General features: G+C 43.0%; 1 protein-coding gene. It reads right to left on the reverse strand.

The window, feature by feature from the left end; genetic code table 11:
* Window positions 1-286: transposase family protein (locus tag HC026_RS13225; protein WP_168926227.1), on the reverse strand; the 286-nt coding region annotated here is incomplete at both ends.

Below are 286 nucleotides of genomic sequence, written 5' to 3' on the forward strand. Positions count from 1 at the left end.
TAAGTTGGATGATGTGGCACCGCAAGTGGTGCCACAGGTCCTACACAGATAACGCTGTTTATGAAGCTTCAATACGTATTTACCGCCGTTAACAGGTGCCAATCGGGCATTAACCTGATGGGTACCATTCTTAATTAAAGTTGGATATCCGCAATTAGGGCAATGATCTAAGGGATAAGTTAATTGTGCCTCAATGACTTCTGTAACACGGGTCTGTTGTTTAACCACCGACCTTTCTTCGTAAACCTGGGTAATCTGGATATTAGGGTCTGTTATTTTGAAGAGC

Source organism: Secundilactobacillus angelensis, from assembly GCF_012641075.1.
Lineage (GTDB): Bacteria > Bacillota > Bacilli > Lactobacillales > Lactobacillaceae > Secundilactobacillus > Secundilactobacillus angelensis.